Annotated in this window: 20 protein-coding genes; 15 read left to right on the plus strand and 5 right to left on the minus strand. The window is 70.8% G+C overall.

All coding sequences use genetic code 11. From position 1 onward, the window contains the following. Positions 1-44: 44 nt before the first annotated feature. The 9 genes from JOD95_RS09540 to JOD95_RS09580 all read left to right on the plus strand — a co-directional run bounded on the left by JOD95_RS09540 (position 45) and on the right by JOD95_RS09580 (position 8,322). A complete protein-coding gene (locus JOD95_RS09540; protein WP_066658858.1) occupies positions 45-1,481 on the plus strand; it encodes a CCA tRNA nucleotidyltransferase in 1,437 nt (478 codons plus the stop codon). A gap of 173 nt (positions 1,482-1,654) precedes the next feature. Beyond that, on the plus strand, positions 1,655-2,026 hold the full coding sequence (gene rpsF / locus JOD95_RS09545; RefSeq protein WP_058728349.1) for a 30S ribosomal protein S6: 372 nt from the start codon (positions 1,655-1,657) through the stop codon (positions 2,024-2,026). A gap of 3 nt (positions 2,027-2,029) precedes the next feature. After that, entirely contained in the window at positions 2,030-2,605 is a 576-nt protein-coding gene (locus JOD95_RS09550; protein ID WP_209684775.1) for a single-stranded DNA-binding protein, read from the plus strand. A gap of 50 nt (positions 2,606-2,655) precedes the next feature. After that, positions 2,656-2,913: a 30S ribosomal protein S18 gene (gene rpsR, locus JOD95_RS09555; protein WP_017887834.1), complete on the plus strand. Its 258-nt coding sequence runs from the start codon at positions 2,656-2,658 to the stop codon at positions 2,911-2,913. A 14-nt stretch (positions 2,914-2,927) separates the two neighbouring features. Further along, positions 2,928-3,380 carry a 50S ribosomal protein L9 gene (gene rplI / locus JOD95_RS09560; RefSeq protein ID WP_058728351.1) on the plus strand — a complete coding sequence of 151 codons (453 nt, stop codon included), beginning with the start codon at positions 2,928-2,930 and terminating at the stop codon, positions 3,378-3,380. A 527-nt stretch (positions 3,381-3,907) separates the two neighbouring features. Then, positions 3,908-5,272 carry a replicative DNA helicase gene (gene dnaB / locus JOD95_RS09565; RefSeq protein ID WP_066657525.1) on the plus strand — a complete coding sequence of 455 codons (1,365 nt, stop codon included), beginning with the start codon at positions 3,908-3,910 and terminating at the stop codon, positions 5,270-5,272. A gap of 61 nt (positions 5,273-5,333) precedes the next feature. Beyond that, positions 5,334-6,935: an ATP-binding protein gene (locus JOD95_RS09570; RefSeq protein WP_209684777.1), complete on the plus strand. Its 1,602-nt coding sequence runs from the start codon at positions 5,334-5,336 to the stop codon at positions 6,933-6,935. Between the two features lie 179 nt (positions 6,936-7,114). Continuing rightward, positions 7,115-7,807, plus strand: a complete 693-nt coding sequence (locus JOD95_RS09575) for a YafY family protein (RefSeq protein WP_209684779.1) — start codon at positions 7,115-7,117, stop codon at positions 7,805-7,807. Between the two features lie 131 nt (positions 7,808-7,938). Continuing rightward, positions 7,939-8,322 (plus strand): VOC family protein, encoded by a 384-nt coding sequence (locus JOD95_RS09580; protein WP_209684781.1) that lies wholly within the window; start codon positions 7,939-7,941, stop codon positions 8,320-8,322. A gap of 36 nt (positions 8,323-8,358) precedes the next feature. Here JOD95_RS09580 and JOD95_RS09585 read toward each other — a convergent pair whose 3' ends face one another. Then, on the minus strand, positions 8,359-8,937 hold the full coding sequence (locus JOD95_RS09585; RefSeq protein WP_209684783.1) for a TetR/AcrR family transcriptional regulator: 579 nt from the start codon (positions 8,935-8,937) through the stop codon (positions 8,359-8,361). A gap of 77 nt (positions 8,938-9,014) precedes the next feature. Between JOD95_RS09585 and JOD95_RS09590 the strand changes: the two genes are divergently transcribed. Then, on the plus strand, positions 9,015-9,749 hold the full coding sequence (locus tag JOD95_RS09590) for an SDR family NAD(P)-dependent oxidoreductase (RefSeq protein WP_209684786.1): 735 nt from the start codon (positions 9,015-9,017) through the stop codon (positions 9,747-9,749). 114 nt (positions 9,750-9,863) lie between these two features. Here JOD95_RS09590 and JOD95_RS09595 read toward each other — a convergent pair whose 3' ends face one another. Further along, positions 9,864-11,525: a putative Ig domain-containing protein gene (locus tag JOD95_RS09595; protein WP_209684788.1), complete on the minus strand. Its 1,662-nt coding sequence runs from the start codon at positions 11,523-11,525 to the stop codon at positions 9,864-9,866. A 245-nt stretch (positions 11,526-11,770) separates the two neighbouring features. Here JOD95_RS09595 and JOD95_RS09600 point away from each other — a divergent pair, with 245 nt between their 5' ends. Then, positions 11,771-12,127, plus strand: a complete 357-nt coding sequence (locus JOD95_RS09600; RefSeq protein WP_066657492.1) for a hypothetical protein — start codon at positions 11,771-11,773, stop codon at positions 12,125-12,127. 74 nt (positions 12,128-12,201) lie between these two features. Here JOD95_RS09600 and JOD95_RS09605 read toward each other — a convergent pair whose 3' ends face one another. Genes JOD95_RS09605 through JOD95_RS09615 form a run of 3 tightly spaced genes read right to left on the minus strand, consistent with a single transcriptional unit; the run spans position 12,202 to position 13,922 of the window. Continuing rightward, entirely contained in the window at positions 12,202-12,756 is a 555-nt protein-coding gene (locus JOD95_RS09605; protein WP_209684789.1) for a GNAT family N-acetyltransferase, read from the minus strand. Positions 12,757-12,779: 23 nt separating this feature from the next. Next, positions 12,780-13,259 (minus strand): MarR family transcriptional regulator, encoded by a 480-nt coding sequence (locus JOD95_RS09610; RefSeq protein WP_209684790.1) that lies wholly within the window; start codon positions 13,257-13,259, stop codon positions 12,780-12,782. Positions 13,260-13,268: 9 nt separating this feature from the next. Next, the gene (locus JOD95_RS09615; protein WP_209684791.1) at positions 13,269-13,922 is read right to left on the minus strand and encodes a response regulator transcription factor; all 654 of its coding nucleotides are present in this window, start codon (positions 13,920-13,922) and stop codon (positions 13,269-13,271) included. A 191-nt stretch (positions 13,923-14,113) separates the two neighbouring features. On the opposite strand from JOD95_RS09615, the gene JOD95_RS09620 reads away from it, so the two are divergent. From JOD95_RS09620 to JOD95_RS09635, 4 genes are read left to right on the plus strand one after another with little or no spacing between them, the layout of a single operon-like run. Continuing rightward, positions 14,114-15,034 (plus strand): bacteriorhodopsin, encoded by a 921-nt coding sequence (locus tag JOD95_RS09620; RefSeq protein WP_209684792.1) that lies wholly within the window; start codon positions 14,114-14,116, stop codon positions 15,032-15,034. Next, positions 15,021-16,457, plus strand: a complete 1,437-nt coding sequence (locus tag JOD95_RS09625) for a lycopene cyclase family protein (protein WP_209684793.1) — start codon at positions 15,021-15,023, stop codon at positions 16,455-16,457. Before JOD95_RS09620 ends, JOD95_RS09625 begins: the two co-directional genes overlap by 14 nt. Then, entirely contained in the window at positions 16,454-17,578 is a 1,125-nt protein-coding gene (locus tag JOD95_RS09630) for a Brp/Blh family beta-carotene 15,15'-dioxygenase (RefSeq protein WP_209684794.1), read from the plus strand. The genes JOD95_RS09625 and JOD95_RS09630 overlap by 4 nt, the downstream gene beginning before the upstream one ends. Beyond that, positions 17,575-18,675, plus strand: coding sequence for an AI-2E family transporter (locus JOD95_RS09635; protein WP_209684795.1), 1,101 nt, complete (start codon positions 17,575-17,577; stop codon positions 18,673-18,675). Before JOD95_RS09630 ends, JOD95_RS09635 begins: the two co-directional genes overlap by 4 nt. The last annotated feature ends 29 nt before the right edge of the window (positions 18,676-18,704 follow it).

Below are 18,704 nucleotides of genomic sequence, written 5' to 3' on the forward strand. Positions count from 1 at the left end.
GTGTGGAGAACTCGGCGCACCGATCTGGGAGGATGAGGTCCGTCATGCAGTCCGTTGCCCAGGCCGTCGAACGACTCGACGCACTCGCAGCCACCGAGCCCGTCGCCGTCCTCGCTCGGGCGTTCGCCGACGCCGGACACGAGCTGGCGCTGGTCGGCGGCCCCGTCCGCGACGCCTTCCTCGGCCGTGCCGTCACCGACCTCGACTTCACGACCGACGCCCGCCCCGACGACGTCCTGCGCATCGTCGAGCCGATCGCGAGCGCGACGTGGGACGTCGGTCGGCAGTTCGGCACCATCGCCGCCCGGGTCGCCGGCGAGCAGGTCGAGATCACGACCTACCGCAGCGACGTGTACGACGGCGAGACCCGCAAGCCCGAGGTGGCGTTCGGCGACACCATCGAGGACGACCTGCTCCGCCGTGACTTCACGGTGAACGCCATGGCGCTCCGCCTCCCCCAGCGTGAGCTCGTCGACGTGCACGGCGGGGTCGAGGACCTGCTCGCCGGGCGCCTGCACACCCCGCAGGCGGCGCCCGTCTCGTTCCGCGACGACCCCCTGCGCATGATGCGCGCCGCACGATTCACCGCGCAGCTGGGCTTCACGGTGTCCGACGAGGTGCGTGCCGCGATGACGGACCTCGCCGACTCGATCGACATCGTGTCGGCCGAGCGGGTGCGTGACGAGCTCGTGAAGCTGCTGAACACGTCCGAGCCGGTCCCCGGCATCCGCCTGCTCGTGGACACCGGGCTCGCTGAGCGCTTCCTGCCCGAGCTCCCCGCGATGCGGCTGGAGATCGACGAGCACCACCACCACAAGGACGTGTACGAGCACTCGCTGACGGTGCTGTCCCAAGCCATCGGGTACGAGGCCGAGCGGCACCCGGGCGAGGCCCCCGACACCGTGCTCCGGCTCGCGGCCCTGCTGCACGACATCGGCAAGCCGGCCACCCGCAAGCTCGAGCCCGGCGGTGCCGTCAGCTTCCACCACCACGACCTGGTCGGCGCGAAGCTCGCGAAGAAGCGACTGCGGGCACTGCGGTTCGACAACGACACCATCGCCGCCGTCTCCCGACTGATCGAGCTGCACCTGCGGTTCTTCGGCTACACCGAGGGTGCCTGGACCGACTCCGCCGTCCGCCGCTACGTCCGGGACGCCGGCCCGCTGCTCGAGCGCCTGCACGAGCTCACCCGCTCGGACGTCACGACGCGGAACCGTCGGAAGGCCGACCGGCTCGGCTTCGCGTACGACGACCTCGAGGACCGCATCACGGCGCTGGCCGACCAGGAGGAACTCGACTCGATCCGTCCGGACCTGACGGGCGACGACATCATGCGGATCCTCGACATCCCGCCGGGGCGTGCCGTGGGCGAGGCGTACCGCCACCTGCTCGAGGTCCGCATGGACGAGGGTCCCCTCGGCACAGACGAGGCCGAGCAGCGCCTGCGCGCCTGGTGGGCCGAGCGCGACGCGACCACCTGACGGCGCGACCGCCTGACGACGCCGGCCGCTCTGCACGACCGGTGGCGCGCCTCCAGGCCGTGGGCTAAGCTACTCGAGTTGTCCACGCGCTCCTGCGTGTCCGGACACATGCATCAACCCTCCTGCTCCGGGAACCGCCCGGAGCCGCCGAGACCAAAGGAGGTGGGTTCCGCATGCACCAGTACGAACTGATGGCGATCCTCGACCCCGAGATCGACGAGCGCACCGTCGCTCCCAGCCTGGACAAGTTCCTCGCGGTCATCCGCAACGACGGTGGCACCGTCGACAACGTGGACGTCTGGGGCCGTCGTCGCCTGGCCTACGAGATCGCGAAGAAGTCCGAGGGCATCTACGCCGTCGTCGACTTCACCTCGACGCCCGAGGCCGCCAAGGAGCTCGACCGTCAGCTCGGTCTCTCCGAGGCCGTGCTCCGCACGAAGGTCCTCCGCGCCGAAGAGGCGATCGCCCAGGTCGCCGCGCAGAAGCAGCGCGACGAGGCCCGCGCGGCCCGCAAGGCCGCGAACGCGACCGCGAGCGCCGAGTAGCTCATGGCCGGCGAAACCGTCATCACGGTGGTGGGCAACCTCACCGCAGACCCGGAGCTGCGGTACACGCAGAACGGGCTCGCGGTGGCGAACTTCACCATCGCCTCCACCCCTCGCACGTTCGACCGTCAGGCGAACGAGTGGAAGGACGGCGACGCGCTGTTCCTCCGTGCGAGCGTGTGGCGCGAGTTCGCCGAGCACGTGGCGGGCTCGCTGACGAAGGGCTCGCGCGTCATCGCGCAGGGTCGTCTCCGTCAGCGCTCCTACCAGGACCGTGAGGGCCAGCAGCGCACGAGCATCGAGCTCGAGGTCGACGAGATCGGCCCGTCGCTCCGCTACGCGACCGCCCAGATCACCCGCGCTGCGGGTGGCTCCGGTGGCGGTCGTGGCCAGGTCGGCGGCGGCAACGCCTCCGGCGGTGGCCAGGGCGGGAACGGCGGCGGCTGGAACAACAACAGCGGCGGCGGTCAGTCGGACGCACCGTGGTCGCCCCAGGGCGGCCAGCAGGGCGGCAACGCACAGTCGAACGACGTGTGGAGCCAGCCCGGCGGCTCGTACGACGACGAGACCCCGTTCTGATCCTCAGCGGTCTGACGGACACACAACTTCTTCTTCTCTAAGGACAAACAATGGCTGGAAAGAGCACCGGCGACCGCCGGAAGCCTCGCGGCAAGGGCGGCAAGAACGCCGCTCCCGCGAAGTCGATCAAGGTCGGCGTCATCGACTACAAGGACGTCGCGACCCTGCGCAAGTTCATCTCGGAGCGTGGCAAGATCCGCGCCCGTCGCATCACCGGCGTCTCCGTCCAGGAGCAGCGCCTCATCGCCCGTGCCGTGAAGAACGCCCGTGAGATGGCGCTCCTCCCCTACGCCGGCTCCGGCCGCTGATCAAGAGGATCACCATGTCGAAGCTCATCCTCACCCACGAGGTCTCCGGCCTCGGTTCCGCCGGTGACGTCGTCGACGTCAAGAACGGCTACGCCCGCAACTACCTCATCCCCCAGGGCTTCGCCGTCGCGTGGTCCAAGGGCGGCGAGAAGCAGGTCGAGTCGATCCGTGCGGCCCGTGCCGCTCGCGAGCTCGCCACCATCGAAGAGGCCCAGGACCTCAAGATGAAGCTCGAGAACGCGACCATCAAGCTGACCGTCAAGGCCGGCAAGGACGGCCGCCTGTTCGGCTCGGTCCGCCCGGCGGACGTCGCCGACGCGGTCCAGGCGCAGGGCGTCGGTTCGCTGGACAAGCGCAAGGTCGAGGTCCCCGCGACCATCAAGACCGTCGGTGACCACGAGGCCACCGTGCGTCTGCGCGAGGACATCACCGCGGTGATCTCCCTGCAGGTCGTCGCCGCCAAGTAAGCAGCGTCACCACCGTCGAAGGGCGGGTCTCCTCCGGGAGGCCCGCCCTTCGTCGTGCGCGCGGCTCGCCGCGCGCGCGGGTGTTGCTGTGGGACAGGTGTTGCTGCGTTGGCCGGTTACCCCTCGCGCCCGTCCGGGCTTGCTGGGAACGAACCGAGAACGCTCCCCACAGGAGGGCCTGTTGTCAAGTCGTTTTACACAGTCGAAACGCCCCGAATCGGAACCTTCAAGGTGTACTTGAACCGCGGTTCTCCACACACGGTGTGGAACGGAAAAGCCCAGGTCCGGGGCAAGAACACGTGTTCGAATGCCGACTTGTCCACACGTCCATCCACAGTTGTGCACATGCGAGTCCGGCGTGTTCCGCATCCTCTCCACAGAGTTATCCACAGGGCCGTTTGCTGGGGATAACTCTGTCCCCGTAGCTTGGCCCAGCGACTCGGCGGAGGGCAGGGGATGTCGGTCGTCCGGGGTAGGAAAGCCGGTGTGGGCCGAGGCCCGCACCGTCACGACAAGAGGGAGTCCGTGTGTCGATCGCGCATCTCGATCCGTCCCCGCAGGACCTGTCCGAACGGGGTTCGGAGCGGACGCCGCCGCACGACCTGCTCGCGGAGCAGTCCACCATCGGCGGCATGCTGCTGTCGAAGGACGCCGTCGCCGACGTCATCGAGACCGCGCGCGGGGTGGACTTCTACATCCCGAAGCACGAGGTCATCTTCGACGCGATCCTGTCGCTGTACTCGCACGGTGAGCCTACCGACGTGATCGCCGTCACCGACGAGCTGACCAAGACCGGACTGCTCTCCCGGGCCGGCGGCGCCGAGTACCTGCACAGCGTCACGAGCATGGTGCCGACCGCGGCGAACGCCGGGTACTACGCAGCGATCGTCGCCGAGAAGGCCGTGCTCCGCCGTCTGGTCGACGCGGGCACCCGCATCGTGCAGATGGGCTACGCGTCCGAGGGTGAGGTCACCGACCTCGTGAACAGCGCGCAGGCGGAGGTCTACAACGTCGCCGGCGGCGTGCAGACCGAGGACTACGTGCCCCTCACCGACGCCATCGGCGCCGCGATCGACGAGATCGAGGCCGCCAAGGGGCGCGACGGGCAGATGACCGGCGTCCCGACCGGGTTCAGTGGCCTCGACGCCCTGACGAACGGCTTCCACCCCGGGCAGCTCATCATCGTCGCCGCCCGGCCCGCGCTCGGCAAGTCGACCCTGGCGCTCGACCTGTGCCGCGCCGCAGCGCTCAAGCACGACCAGACCGCCGCGTTCTTCTCGCTCGAGATGGGTCGCGCCGAGATCGCGATGCGTCTGCTGTCCGCCGAGTCGAGCGTGCCGCTGCAGAACATGCGCAAGGGCACCGTCGACTCCCGTGACTGGACGACCATCGCGCAGACCCGCGGGCGCATCAACGACGCCCCGTTCTTCATCGACGACTCCCCCAACATGACCCTGGTGGAGATCCGGGCGAAGTGCCGCCGGCTCAAGCAGCAGCACAACCTCAAGCTCGTGGTCATCGACTACCTGCAGCTGATGACCTCGGGCAAGAAGGTCGAGAGCCGTCAGCAGGAGGTCTCGGAGTTCTCGCGTGCGCTGAAGCTCATGGCGAAGGAGCTCGGCGTGCCGGTCATCGCGCTGTCGCAGCTGAACCGTGGTCCGGAGCAGCGTGCCGACAAGAAGCCCATGATCTCGGACCTGCGTGAGTCGGGCTCCATCGAGCAGGACGCCGACATGGTCATCCTGCTGCACCGTGAGTCGGCGTACGAGAAGGACAACCCGCGTCAGGGTGAGGCGGACCTCATCGTGGCGAAGCACCGCAACGGCCCGACGGACACCATCACGGTGGCGTTCCACGGGATGTTCTCGCGGTTCGTCGACATGCCGCAGTGATAGACAAAGTTATTTTTTCTCGCGCTTGTTCAACAAGTTTGCCAAACTGTAAGCTTGGCATGTGGGCCTGAAAACGCAGTACACGGCGGCAGAGTTCGTCGTTGAGTTCCCCGGAGAGTCTGAGACGGTCGAGTTCAAGACCGGGACAGGATCGACTCCGCTGGGTGAAGCTGCCGTGGCGCTGTCGAACACCAACGGAGGGATCATCTTCGTCGGAGTGAGCGACAACGGGACGGTACGGGGTCGTCCGCTTGATCAGGGTGTCGCTGAACAAGTGAACGAGGCCCTCCTCAGCTGTCACGACATCGGCCGTTACGAAGTGCTGTCCGTCCGTGTGGGGGACGTCGACATCACCGCAATCCGCATCGCAAAGCGATCTGAGGGCTTCGCGCAGACTTCCAACGGTCGGGTCCTGGTGAGGAGGGGACCGCGAAATCACGCTCTGCTAGGAACCGAGCTCTTCTCCTTCATCAGCAGCAGGTCGTTCCAGCGCTTCGAGACCGTCGAGTCGCGATCCACACTCGAGGACATCGATCCCGACCTTCTCAGCCAGGTCGGGGGGAACCGTGGCTGGTCTCTGACCGACGCGCACCTCGCGGACCGGCTCCAGGAGCGGGGGCTTCTGAAGAACGGAGTGCTCACGATCGCCGGAGCGCTCCTTCTGACTCATCCTCGAGACTCCATGGATCTTCGCAAGTGCGTCGTCGAGGTACGGCGGTACAGAGGCGAAGGTGTGAACTACGACCGCCGCACCGTTTTCGATGGACCGCTGCAGCAACAAGTACTCGATGCTTCGCGGTACATCAGCGATGAACTGGGCACGGATCTCATCGTGAGTGGCGTGTACCGGTACGACCTGCCGAGGCTGCCCGTAGTAGTGATCCGGGAAGCAATCGCCAATGCCGTTGCGCACCGGAGCTACGAGACAGATCGTGCCGCGACCATAGTCGAGATCAGGGAGGATTCGGTGATCGTTCGATCGCCTGGCAGCCTGCCCGAGCCCGTCACGGTCGAGACGATGCGGGTCGCGCAGTCGGCGAGGAACCCGATCATCATCGACATCCTCCGTTCACTGGCGCTGGCTGAAGATGCGGGCCGTGGTGTCGACGTCATGCAGGACTCCATGCGCGACGCCCTACTCGACGCGCCCGTCTTCGACGATGATGGGGCGTTCGTGACGGTGACCTTACCGATGCGGGGCCCCATCACAGAGCGCGAACGAGGCTGGGTCAGTGAGCTCGAGAGGTCTCGCGAGCTCCAGCCACACGAACGCCTTCTCATGATCCACGCTGCTCGTGGCGAGGAACTGACGAACTCAGGTGCGCGTGAGTACCTCGGTACGACCGATCCGGCGGAGGCGCGAGCCGTCTTGCAGAGCCTGCGCGATCGTCATCTCCTTCGTCAGACGGGACAGCGCGGAGCGGCGCGGTACAGCTTGCATCCGGATCTCTCATCGCCTGCTGCGTACCGTGTGTCGCAGGAAGAACTGCAGGACATGGTCATGGAGGCCGCTGCAGACAGAGAGGTGGTCAATGCCGACGTTCGCCGCCTCACGGGCCTGACTGCGCTCGAAGCGACGAGGCTACTCAACCAGTTGGTCGAGGACGGTCGGCTCGAACGGCGCGGCGAGCGGAGGGGATCCCGTTATACGGCAATCGAGTGAATTACAGCGGTGTTCTTCTCGTGGTCGGCAGTAGGAACAATTTTGAATAACTTGTTCTTCTCGCGATCCTCACCTGTACGCATCTCCTGCCACTCGCGAACGTGTGAGCACCGTCGCACCGAAGGGCGCTCGGGGACCCGACGTCCGCGGACCGGTCCGCCCTGCCGGATGATGGGTCCGTGAACCGCACCGACCGCCTCTACGGCATCGTGGAGGAGCTCCGGGCCGCCGCACCCCGGCCGCGGAGCGCACGGCGTCTCGCGGAGCGGTTCGAGGTGTCCGTGCGGACCGTCGAGCGGGACCTGGCGGCGCTGCAGCAGTCGGGTCTGCCGATCTGGGCCGAGCCCGGCCGCACCGGCGGGTACGTCATCGACGCATCGGCGACGCTCGGCCCCGCCGGCTTCACGCCGGACGAGGCCCTCGCGGTGCTGATCGGCCTCGGCGCCCTCGGCAACAGCCCGTTCCGGCAGGCTGCCCGGACCGCGGCACGCAAGGTGCTCGCTGTCATGCCGGACCGCGACGCGGCTCGCGCTGGTGCCGCTGCGTCCCGGGTGCACTTCCTGGAGGCCGACGAGGACCCCGTCACGCCGGTCGCCTTCGCGGAGGCGCTGGGTGCGGACCGGGTGGTGCGCCTGCGGTACCGGGCTGCGGACGGCGCGGTCTCGATCCGGGACGTCGAACCGCTGGGATCGATCGAGAAGGACGGGCAGTGGTACCTGGTCGCGTGGTGCCGACTGCGTGACGGCGTCCGTGCGTTCCGCGCCGACCGGATGGTGGCGATCGAGGTCACCGACGAACGACCACCGAGGCGCGTGCTCCGGACCGAGGACCTGGGCGTCGAGTACGGGCGACTGCGCCCGGTCGTCGACTGACCGCGTCCGCGCTCTCACGACGGGATCCCGCGGACACGGACGGGATCCCGCGAACACCGACAGGACGGTGTCGCGACCCCCGGTGAGGCTGGGCGCCGACCACGTCAGCACCAGCACCACCGGAGGACCCCTTGTCGTTCGCATCCATCCGCATCGTCACCGACGACCTCGACTGCCTCGTCGCCTTCTACGAGCGGGTCACCGGCCAGCGCGCCGAACGCCCCGCGCCCGTCTTCGCGCAGTTCACCGGACCCGGCGCGACCCTCGCGATCGCCGGTACCGCCACCGTCGCGATGCTCGGCGGGGCCCTGACACCAGCCACGAACCGGTCGGTGTTCATCGAGTTCGCGGTCGCCGACGTCGACGGCGCCTTCGCGGAGCTCCGGCTCGGACCGGAGGACGTCGTCCTCGAGCCGACCACGATGCCCTGGGGCAACCGCTCCGTGCTGGTCCGTGACCCCGACGGCAACGTCGTCAACCTGTTCAGCAGGCCGGCGCCCGACCGCGCCCGGTGACCACGAGGTCGGGCCGCGCCCCTCCCCGCGGACCGGCTACAGCGCCGGTCCGAGCAGTGCCCGTGCGGCTGCCGCTGCCGCCCGGGCCCACGGTCGGGACGGGTCGGCCTGCGCACTGGCCATGGCGCCGTCGTAGAGCAGGCAGAGCTGGAGCGCGGTGCCGTCGACGTCCGCGGAGCCGGCTTCTGCCAGGAGGCCGCTGAACAGTCCGCGCACCCAGTCGCGATGTTCGAGCGTCACCTCGTGCGTGGGGTGTCCGGCGCCGTACTCGGCCTCGACGTTGATGAACGGGCACCCGCGGTAACCGGGCTCGTCGAACCACTCGCCGAGCAGCGCGAACACGGCGACGATCCGCTCGTGCGGTGTCGCCCCGCGCTGCGGGAGCTCGGTCGCGACGTGGTCCTGCCAGGCGGTGCTCCGGCCGCGCAGGTAGCCGAGCACGAGGTCGTCCTTCGTGCGGAAGTGCGTGTAGAGGCTCGCCTTCGAGATGTCCGCTGCTGCCGCGACCTGGTCGACCCCGACGGCGTGGATGCCCTGCTCGTAGAACAGCCGGTCGGCGGTCGCGACGGCGCGTTCGTACGCGGGACGGCGGCGTGTCTTGGTGGGCTCGGCCATGGTTTGACTTTACTGCACCGATCTGTACAGTTACCAGCACCACAAACCAAACAGATCTGTTCAGTTAGGACTGTCCCATGAGCACCACCGCCCTCATCACCGGTTCCACCAGCGGCATCGGCCGCGCGACCGCCGAGCTCCTCGCCTCACGCGGCGTGCACGTCGTCGTGTCCGGCCGCAGCGCCGAGCGCGGCGAGGAGGTCGTCCGCGGCATCCGCGCGGCCGGCGGTACCGCAGACTTCGTGCGCGCCGAGCTCGGCGACGCGGAGAGCGCCAGGGTCCTCGCCGCTGCGGCGCTGCGCATCGGTGACGGTCGGGTCGACGTGCTCGTGAACAGCGCGGGCATCTTCCCGTTCGGCCCGACCGCCGACACCACGCCCGAGGGGTTCGACGAGGTCTACGACCTCAACGTCAAGGCGCCGTACTTCCTCGTCGCAGCGCTCGCGCCGGGCATGGCCGAGCGTGGCACGGGTGCGATCGTCAACGTGACCACGATGGTCGCCGAGTTCGGCGCCGCCGGCATGGGCCTGTACGGCTCGACCAAGGCGGCGCTGGTCCTGTTGACGAAGTCGTGGGCGGCCGAGTTCGGTCCCTCCGGCGTCCGCGTGAACGCGGTCAGCCCCGGACCGACCCGTACCGAGGGCACCGCGGCCATGGGTGAGGCACTCGACCAGTTGGCCGCGGCCGGTCCGGCGGGTCGCCCGGGCTCCGCGCAGGAGGTCGCCGAGGCGATCGCGTTCCTCGCGGCCGACGCGGCGTCCTTCGTGCACGGCGCGGTCCTGCCCGTCGACGGCGGCCGCATCGCCGTCTGACCCACCCGTCCACGGACGCGCGACGGCCCCGCTGCGTCCGGGAGGGACGTGGCGGGGCCGCGGGAGGAGCCTCCCGTCCGTCAGGTGGGCACCTGACGGACGGGAGGGACCGGGTCAGGAACGGGCGCGTCGACGACGCAGCGTGCGTGCGCCGATCAGGCCGGCACCCGCGACGAGCAGACCGAGCGCCCACGCGATCGGCGAGGTCTCGTCGGCGCCGGTGTAGGCGAGCCGGCCGTGGCCCTTCGGCGCCGACGCGGTGCCGTGCTGCACCGCAGCGGGGGGCGTGGTGCCGCCCGGGACGGCCGCGACCGGCGTCGGCGTCACCTGCACGTCGAACGCGGTGCTGAAGTCGGACGCGCTGACCGTCAGGCGGTGCACCGAGGCGTGCGGGAAGGTGACCCCGACGAAGCCCGAGTCACCGAGCAGGGAGTCCTGTTCCACGACGTCGGACGCGACGTTCGAGCGGACGTCGATGCTGGTGACGCCGAGGTCGTCCTCCTCGTCCTCGACCGCGTTGCCGAACTCGTCGACCAGGGTGCCGGACAGCAGCAGCGTGCCGCCCTGCGGGACGGTCGGGGTGCCGCCGGGGACCTCGTCGATGAACTCCGACCCGCCGAAGGGCGTCTGCTCCCAGTCGGTGTGCTCGGTGACGACCGACCCGTCGGCCTTGATGATCCAGGACCGGAGCGAGCCGGACTTCTTCGTCGCCTCGTCGTCGAACCAGCCGACCGGGAAGCCGGCCTTCGCGTAGTCGATGAAGTCGGCGCGGTCGACCGCGGTCGCCTCGAGCCCGACCGGTGCGGCGGCCTGCACGTCGAGCTCGACGGTCTGCGTCACGGTCGCGGTCCCGCTCGTCGCGGTGACGGCGAAGTCCCAGTACGAGGCATCGACGGTCGTCCCGCTGAGCACGCCGGTCACCGGGTCGAACGAGATCCCCTCGGGCAGCTGGTCGGCCGGGGTCCAGCCGTCCGCGTCCTCGCCGTCCTCGGAGTTGTAGTAGTCGAGGGCCAGCACGGGCTTCGGCGAACCGATCGCGCGGAAGGTGTACGAGAACGCCTCGCCCGCGGTTGCGGTGAGGGCCAGGTCGCCCTCGGTCGTGGTGCCGTCGGTGACCGGCTCGCCGTCCTCGTCGACGAAGACCGGGGCCTGCGTGATCGGGTCGGTCTGGGCCGACTCGGACTCGACGGCGATCCCGCCCTGCGTGTTCGTGACGGTGACCATGACGACCTTGCCGGCGTCGGTGGGCTTCACCACGTAGCTCTGGCCCTGGCTGACGGACGTGCCGTCGACGGTCCACGAGTAGCTGAGGTTCGTCGGGGCGGTGAAGCCCGAGGGCTCGGCCGTGAGCTTCGACCCGACCGCGGCGACGCCGTCGATCGTCACGGTGCCGGCGGCCGCGGGGCGGTCGGCGGTCGTCGAGGAGCCGGTCGGCTCGTCGCCTTCGGACGGGGTCGGCGCGTCGGTGGCGGGGGTCTCGGTGGCGGGGGCGTCGGTCGTCGGAGCAGCCGTCGACGGTGCTTCGGTGGCGGGGGCGTCCGAGGTCGGGGTCCCCGTCACGGGTGCCTCCGTGCCCGGCGCGTCGGTACTCGGGCTGTCGGTGCTCGGGGCGACCGTCGACGTGGTCCCGCCGTCCGCGACGGCGGTGCTCGTCGTCGGCTCGAGGGCGGAGGCCGACGTCGCGGTCATGATGCCGAGGCCGGTCGTGAGGCCGACGAGGGCGATGGTCGTGCCGACGGCGCAGGCGCGTCGGGCGGTGGAGGTGCTACGGCGCACGGGTTCCCCCAGGGGTCAGGTGACAGAACGGGAATCTGTCGGTTCGCGCAGAGTAGGAGGATCCTGGGCGCGCGGCTGGTCCCCCGCCCGAGGGGCAGACGGGAAAGTCCCGGTCAGCACCGGTCGTTCCACCGTGGGCTGAACGGGGGCTCAGGCAAGATCCGCCGCGCGGATGACTCGGGTGGCCGGGTGGCGACGCGGGAACCGGCGCATCCGCACACCTCGGGACGACCTACCCTGGACGGATGCTCTCCCGCCGTGACGCCGCGATCCGGCTCGACATCCCCCTCGAGATGGCCGCTCGCCACGGCATCCCGTCGCACATCGGCGAGGCCGAACTCGAGCGCATCGAGCAGGACCCGCCCGCCTGGCTGGTGCAGTCCCGGGGCAACCGCACGGGGACGAAGAAGGTCTGGACGCACCTGGAGTGCGCCGTCTGCGGGTTCTCCGAGCAGGAGCGGCCGAAGAAGTGGTGGCCGGACTGGACGCTGCTCGTGTGCGACGACCACGACGAGGTGCCGCCGCCCGCGGCCGGGACGACGCGGCACCTCGTGTACGGCGTCGGCAGTCGGTTCACCGCCCTGGTCGACGAGCCGTCCTGATCGTGACGAGTCGGGCTGATCGCGACGAGTCGGGCTGATCGCGACGAGTCGGGCTGATCGCGACGACTCCTCGGTCAGTCGTCGAGCGTGACGGCGTCCCACGCGAACGTCGTCACCCGACCCGTCTCCCAGTCCCGCCGGAGGACGCCGTACGCCACCGACGCCAGCGGTGCTCCGCCCTCGACCGGCCACGACTCCCGGTAGTGCGCCTCCTGCACCCACCCGGCGCGCAGGAACACGCGTCGCATCGCGGTGTTGTCCTCGCGCGTCTGCCCCTCGAAGCGCGTCACGTCGGGCATGGTGCGGAACACGTGGTCGGTCACCGCTCGGAGCGCCGGCACCCCGAGTCCCTGCCCACGGATCGCCGGGGCGAGCCGCAGGTCGAGCAGTGGTGCCGGGTCCTGCAGGTCCTCGAGGACGACCAGCCCGACGCGTCCGAGCCGCTCGTCGTCGAGCCACCACGAGTCGTGCTCGTCGTCGCGGAACGCACCGCGGTCGATCGCGCGCTCCAGGTCGACGCGGGTGGGCTGCGGACGGACGTGGAAGGGGAAGCGGGCAGACGTGTGGAAGGTGACCATGGCCTCCCGGTCGGCGCCCTGCGGGTCGGTCCTGGTCAGCGTGATCGTCACGCCCCCACGGTACGACCCGGGGATCACCGTTCGGGTGGGGTCGCGAGCAGGAGCTGTGCGTCCAGCACCGGGTCCGCGACCGCGGTGCGCGCCAGCGCGTCCGCCGCCGTGCGCACGGCGGACCGCTCCTCGGGGGTCATCCGGCGCAGCGCCGCCCGGAACTCGACGGCCCGACGCGCGAGCACGCGCTCGACGAGCGCGAGGGCGTCCTCACCGGCGGTGACCAGGACCTCGCGACCGGAGGTCCTCCGGGTCACCCACCCGTCGCGGACCAGACGGTCGACCATCCGCGTGATGCCGGACGGGAGCAGCCCGAGCTCGACGGCCAGGTCCCCGGCCCGCAGCGGCCCGCGGGTGGCCAGGAGGACGAGGATCCGGTACTGCTGCAGCGTCACCTGCTCGAGCGCGGGCGCGAGGGAGCGGAGCACGATGCCGAGCCCGACGACCGACGCGTCCACGACGGACGACTCCGTTCGTGACTGCTGCTCATCGTCGTCGCCCACCGGGCCAGCCTACGGCGACGTGGCCCGGTCGACGCTGCGGTGGTCGGGCCGGAACCCGTGGTCGGTCCCCCACAGCACCGCGTCGACCCTGGTCCGGGCGCCGATCTTGCTGTAGAGCGTGCGGATGTGGGTCTTCACCGTGTTCGGGCTGAGGTGCGTCAGTTCGGCGATCTCGTCGTTGCGTTTCCCCTGGGTGATCAGGGCGAGGATCTCGGACTGCCGGTCCGAGATCCCGAGCTCGCGGCCGGGCCAGTCGACACCCGGCCCGCTCGCCACCCGACGTCGCGGCTCGTCCAGCACCCGCTCGCCCGCCGCGACGCGGAGGAGCCCGCCGGCGAGCTGCTCGGCGGTCGAGCTCTTCGCGAAGTAGCCCGTCGCGCCACGGGACACGGCGGCGTCGATGAGGTCCTGGTCCATCTTCCACGTGAAGACGGCGACGGTCCGGATGCGGGGGTTCGCGGCCAGCCGGGTCACGTCCTCGTCGTCGGGCTGCGGCTGGGCGAACGTGTCGTAGAGCGCCACGTCGACGTCCACGGTCACCCGGTGACGGGCGTCGAGCTGCACGACCTCGAGTCGGTCCGAGAACGGGGCGAGCAGGTCGGCGAGGCCGCGGAGGACGAGTTCGTAGTCGTTGACGAGTGCGACGCGGATGCGCTCGGACATCTGGATCCTCTCAGGACCACCCCTGGGGGTGAGACGGGCGCGATCGTGCCCTGGTTCGTTCGGGATCACCACGCTACGGACGGTGCTGTACCCCGTCCGCAGCCGGGCCTGGGAACCGCGACGGTTGCCCAGGAGCAAGTTCTCCTGGTCGGCGGTCTCCCGTCGGCCCTCGATCCCCCGGAAGGACCCCCATGTCGGATGCACTCGCTCCGTGGAACGCGACGCTGACGCTCGCGGAGCACACGCTCATCGTCTACGCACTCTCGGTCGCGGGACTCGCGCTCTTCGCGTTCTTCGTGAAGTCGTGGGTCTCGGTCAGCGAGGTCACCGGCCGGTACCGCAGCGGCGTGTACGCGGGGTTGTGCATCACCGGCATCGCGTTCCTGTCGTACGTCCTGCTCGTGCTCGAGTTCGCGATCGGCTACGACCGCAAGGGTGCGTCCTGGGTGCCGAACGCGAACGCGATCCTGTCCTGGGCGCCGCGCTACTTCGACTGGACCGTCACCGTGCCGCTGCTGGTGATCGAGCTCATCGCCGTCGCCACCCTCGCCGGTGCCGCGGCCCGTCGACTGCGTGCGGTGGGCATCGCCGCCGCGTTCCTGATGATCAGCACCGGCTTCGTCGGCGGTGTCGTCATCGACTCCGGCACGAACACGGGCGCGCTCTGGACCTGGGGCGTCATCTCCGGCGTCTTCATGGTGGTCCTGTACGTCCTCGTCATCTACGTCGTCGTCAAGGGCGGCCGTGACCTCAAGGGGACCGAGGCCGCCGGGACGCTCCGCAACGCCGGGATCCTGCTCATCGTCACGTGGATGGCGTACCCGGTCGTCTTCGGCCTGCAGGGCTGGGGGCACGGGGGCGCGGTCATCACGTGGATGCAGATCGTCCTGTCGGCAGCCGACATCGTCGCGAAGGTCGGCTTCGGGTCGATGATCCACAAGATCGCCAAGCTCCGCTCCGCCGAGGACGTCCGCACCGGCGTCGACACCCTCCCCGAGGCGCTCTGGATCTCGTCCGAGAAGCTCTCCGACGGCACGCTCCCGAACACCGCCACGGCGCACCACTCGCAGCACGCCACCGCCGCCCCCGGTGCGCAGCGTGCTCGTCGCTGACTCGACAGTCGCGACCAGCCAGGGGGTCGGAGCGCACGGCGTTCCGGCCCCCGGCCCCGTCCGTCCGGCACTGCCCGGCACCGTCGACGTCGCGATCGTCGGGGCCGGCTGCTCCGGCCTGGCCACCGCGATCCGGCTCGCCGAGGCCGAGGCCGAGGCCGAGACCGGGGCCGGGGCCGGGGCCGGTGCCGGTGTCGGTGTCGGTGCTGGTGCCGAGGCCGGTTCCGCGGGCGCACCGACCGTCCTCGTGCTCGAGGGGCGCTCGACGCCCGACCCGCGCTCGTGGTGCTCGTGGGACGACGGCAGCGATCCCCTGCCGGAGGCGCGGTCGGCGAGCTGGGACCGGTGGGAGGTCCGCAGGGACCACGGAACGAGCACCGGGACCGACCCCGCACACCCCTACGTGCTCGTCCGGGCCGCCGATCGTCGGGAGGCAGCCGAGCGACGGATCGCCGCGGGTGGCCACGACACCGCCGGGACCGTCCGCGTCGTCGGCGGTGCCCCCGTCTCGACGGTCGTGCGCACCGACGACGGGTGCGTCGTGACCTCCCGACTCGGGACGGTGCGCGCACGGCAGGTGCTCGACGCCCGTGGACCCCGGTGCCCGGACCACATCGGCGCAGGCCGCGTGCTCCTGCACCAGCGGTTCGTCGGACACTGGGTCACCGCCGACCGACCCGTGTTCGACACGTCGTCCGCGACGCTCATGGACTTCACCGGACAGGACGCCGCCGGACCCGTCCGGTTCGTCTACGTCCTGCCGGTCTCCCCCACCGAGGCGCTCGTCGAGAGCACGGTCTTCACCCCGGACGCCGCCGACCCGTTCGACCACGAGGGCCACGTCGCCGGCTACGTCGGGCGACGGTGGGGGCTCCGTCCGGACGAGTGGCGCGTGGTCGACGAGGAACGCGGGTGCATCCCGATGACCGACGCACCGGCACGGCCCGACGCCCGGTGGTCGGCAGCGACCGCCGTCGTGGGGACGACCCGTCCGAGCAGCGGCTACGGGTTCGCCCGGAGCAACCGGCACAGCGCCCTCGTCGCGCAGCACCTCGCCGCCGGGACCGCGGTGCCGCCGTTCGTCGACGGGTGGCGGACGCGCTTCCTCGACGCGGTGTTCCTGCGGTTCCTGCGGGACCGGCCGGAGCAGGCAGCGGAGGCGTTCCGGCGGCTCTTCGCGCTGCCCGGTCCCCTCGTCGTCCGGTTCCTGTCGGAGCGGTCGGGCCCGATCGACGAGCTGCGCATCGTCCTGGCGCTGCAGAAGCGCCCGTTCCTGGCGGCACTGGCGCGGACCGTCCGTGACGCGGTCGTCCGGACCCGGACGGACCGGGACACGATCGCCCAGACCCGGACCCAGACCCGGACCCGGACCCGGACCCGGACGGACCGGGACACGGCCGCCCGGTCCGGGGGCCGATCGTGACCGCGGTGCCGGCGGGCGTCCTGCCCGACCGCGGGCTCGTAGCGCCGCCCGCCCTCCGCACCTGGGTCGCCGACCGCGTGCTCGCGCCGGTGACCGCGGTGCTCGCGCTCGTCGCACTCGCCTGCGCCGTCACGACGCTCAGCGGCGCTGCCGTCCCCGTGGCGGTGCAGCTCGTGCCCTTCGCGGTGAGCGTGCTGGTCTTCGGGCTCCCCCACGGCGCCCTCGACCACCTGGTCCCCGCGCGCCTGCGTCCGGGGACGAGCACCGCGCGGTCGGTCGACACGGTCGTGGCGCTCTACCTCGTCGTCGGCGCGGCGACGGTCGCGCTCTGGACCACCGCACCGCTGCTCGGCTTCGCGGTGTTCGTCGGGATCACCTGGTTCCACTGGGGGCAGGGCGACCTGTTCGTCGACCGGCTGCTCGGCGACGGCGTGCCGGGTGCGCTCGGGTCCACCCTGACCGTGGCGGTGCGCGGAGCCCTGCCGATGACCGTGCCGTTCGTCGCGCAGCCGGGTGCCGCCGCGCACGTGGTCGTCGAGTCGGCGGCGGTGGTCGACGGCGGGCTCGACGGCGCCGTGCTCGAGGTGCCCGGCGCGGTCCGGCTCGCCGGCGCCGTCCTGGTCGCCGCGCTCGTCGTGCTGCACGTCGTGATCGTCGCCCGTGCCGGCGGACCGCGCTGGCGGCAGGTCTCCGAGGACCTCGTGCTCGTCGCGTTCTTCGCCGTCGTGCCGCCGGTGCTCGCGGTCGGCCTCTACTTCACGCTGTGGCACGCGGTCCGGCACATCCTGCGCCTCGAGCTGACCGAGCCGACGAGCGCGGGACAGCTGCACCGCGGGCGGCTGCTCGCGCCGTTCCTCCGCTTCGCCCGTCAGGCGTGGCCGATCACCGCGATCGCGGTGGCGATGCTCGTGGCACTCGCCGTCGTGGTCCGCCGAGCCGACCTCGGCGTCTACCTGGTGCTCATCGCGGCACTCACCACCCCGCACACCGTCGTCGTCACGTGGATGGACCACGTGCAGCGCACCTGGTCCCGACGCACACCGGACCACGTGACGCACCCCCGTGCCGAGCGCTCGACCGAGCGCCCGGCACCAGCACCCCGAACGAAGGACACCCCGTGACCACCACACCCGCTCCCCGCCCGTCCGGCCTGCGCACGGGCGCGGTGTTCGCCGGTCGCATCCTCGTCATCGCGGCGGCCGTCGGCCTGGTCGGGTGGATCGCCTTCACCCTGTCGAACGTCGTGGTGCCCCTGCTCATCGGGCTGGTCGTCGCCGCGCTGCTCGTGCCCTTCAGTGCCCTGCTGCAGCGTCACGGTGTCCCGGGGTGGCTCGCGATCGTCCTCGCGCTGCTGTCGCTCGTCGTCGGGATCGCCCTGCTCGTCTTCCTGGTCGTCTGGCGCGTCAGCGAGCAGCTCCCGAGCCTCGAGGACCGCACGGTGGCGCTCATCGGCACCGTGCAGGACCTGCTGCGGCACCCGCCGTTCGGCCTGCCGTCGGTCGACCTCGACACGCTCTCGACGGACGCCAGGACCTTCGTCGAGCAGCACGCCGCCGAACTGCAGCAGGGCGTCGTCGTCGCGGGCGCCACCCTCGTGCACCTCGGCGAAGGGCTCTTCATCGTGACCTTCGTGACGATCTTCGCGCTCACCGGCGGACGGAGGATGTGGGAGTGGGTCGTCTCGCTCTTCCCCCGGGCCGCGCAGCACCGGATCGGCGTCGCCGGCGAGGCGGGGTGGACGACCCTGACGCACTTCATCCGCGTGCAGGTCGTCATCGCGGCGACGGACGCGATCGGCATCGCACTCGGCGCGTTCCTGCTCGGGGTGCCGCTCGCCGGGCCGATCGGTGTCGTGGTGTTCGTCGGGGCGTTCATCCCGGTCGTCGGGGCCTTCGCCGCCGGGGCCGTCGCGGTGCTCCTGGCACTGCTGTTCAAGGGCTGGGTGGTCGCCCTGGTCATGCTCGGGGTCGTCGTGCTCGTGCAGCAGCTCGAGGGCCAGGTGCTGCACCCGTTCCTGACCGGGTCCGTCGTCGCCGTGCACCCGCTCGCGGTGCTGCTCGCGGTGATCGCCGGCACGACGATCGGCGGGATCGCCGGCGGGTTCTTCGCCGTACCGCTCGCCGCGACCGCGAACTCGATGATCCGGGCGGCCCGGCAGGACGACCCCGACGTCGAGATCGCCCTGCCGATCCCGCAGAGCGCCGAGCCCGCCGCCTGACGCGGCCGCAGGGTCAGCGCCGGCCGACC

Origin of the sequence: Curtobacterium sp. 1310 (genome assembly GCF_017834105.1) — a bacterium.
In the GTDB taxonomy this organism is placed as follows: Bacteria; Actinomycetota; Actinomycetes; order Actinomycetales; family Microbacteriaceae; genus Curtobacterium.

Excerpts from the sequence above, each read along its gene's own strand:
- JOD95_RS09540 (WP_066658858.1), top strand. The coding sequence starts at position 45 with ATGCAGTCCGTTGCCCAGGCCGTCGAACGACTCGACGCACTCGCAGCC.
- rpsF (WP_058728349.1), top strand. The coding sequence starts at position 1,655 with ATGCACCAGTACGAACTGATGGCGATCCTCGACCCCGAGATCGACGAG.
- JOD95_RS09550 (WP_209684775.1), top strand. The coding sequence starts at position 2,030 with ATGGCCGGCGAAACCGTCATCACGGTGGTGGGCAACCTCACCGCAGAC.
- rpsR (WP_017887834.1), top strand. The coding sequence starts at position 2,656 with ATGGCTGGAAAGAGCACCGGCGACCGCCGGAAGCCTCGCGGCAAGGGC.
- rplI (WP_058728351.1), top strand. The coding sequence starts at position 2,928 with ATGTCGAAGCTCATCCTCACCCACGAGGTCTCCGGCCTCGGTTCCGCC.
- JOD95_RS09585 (WP_209684783.1), bottom strand. The coding sequence starts at position 8,937 with ATGGCCGAGCCCACCAAGACACGCCGCCGTCCCGCGTACGAACGCGCC.
- JOD95_RS09590 (WP_209684786.1), top strand. The coding sequence starts at position 9,015 with ATGAGCACCACCGCCCTCATCACCGGTTCCACCAGCGGCATCGGCCGC.
- JOD95_RS09600 (WP_066657492.1), top strand. The coding sequence starts at position 11,771 with ATGCTCTCCCGCCGTGACGCCGCGATCCGGCTCGACATCCCCCTCGAG.
- JOD95_RS09615 (WP_209684791.1), bottom strand. The coding sequence starts at position 13,922 with ATGTCCGAGCGCATCCGCGTCGCACTCGTCAACGACTACGAACTCGTC.
- JOD95_RS09620 (WP_209684792.1), top strand. The coding sequence starts at position 14,114 with ATGTCGGATGCACTCGCTCCGTGGAACGCGACGCTGACGCTCGCGGAG.